Source organism: Dellaglioa sp. CoH-55-MRSF-7 (assembly GCF_056782235.1).
On the sequence record NZ_JBXAYI010000192.1, the window covers coordinates 1 to 255 of the forward strand.

Below are 255 nucleotides of genomic sequence, written 5' to 3' on the forward strand. Positions count from 1 at the left end.
GTTGCTTTTCATTGAGGAACGTCAACTTGTGAGGCACGGCCCGGACCTGCCACGGTCAATCCGGGATTTCCACGACTTCGGCCAGAGAAGTGCGAATCTGCTCCGCGTTGGCGTACTCGGGCTTGGCAGAGATCTCGGCATGCAGCTGCTGCATGCTCTCGGGGGTATTGAGCCAAGCTGCTAAAGCCTCAGCCGCTTCGCGATCGTGAGTGGTCCGGTAGGTGACGTCAGCAATGTTGGTCAAAACATGAGCCG

Annotated in this window: 1 protein-coding gene; it reads right to left on the reverse strand. The window is 58.0% G+C overall.

Annotation, left to right across the window (positions count from 1 at the left end; translation table 11 throughout):
- Positions 1-55 precede the first annotated feature (55 nt).
- A partial coding sequence (locus AC1RPU_RS08355) for a hypothetical protein (RefSeq protein ID WP_481769706.1) occupies positions 56-255 on the reverse strand: 200 nt, incomplete at its 5' end.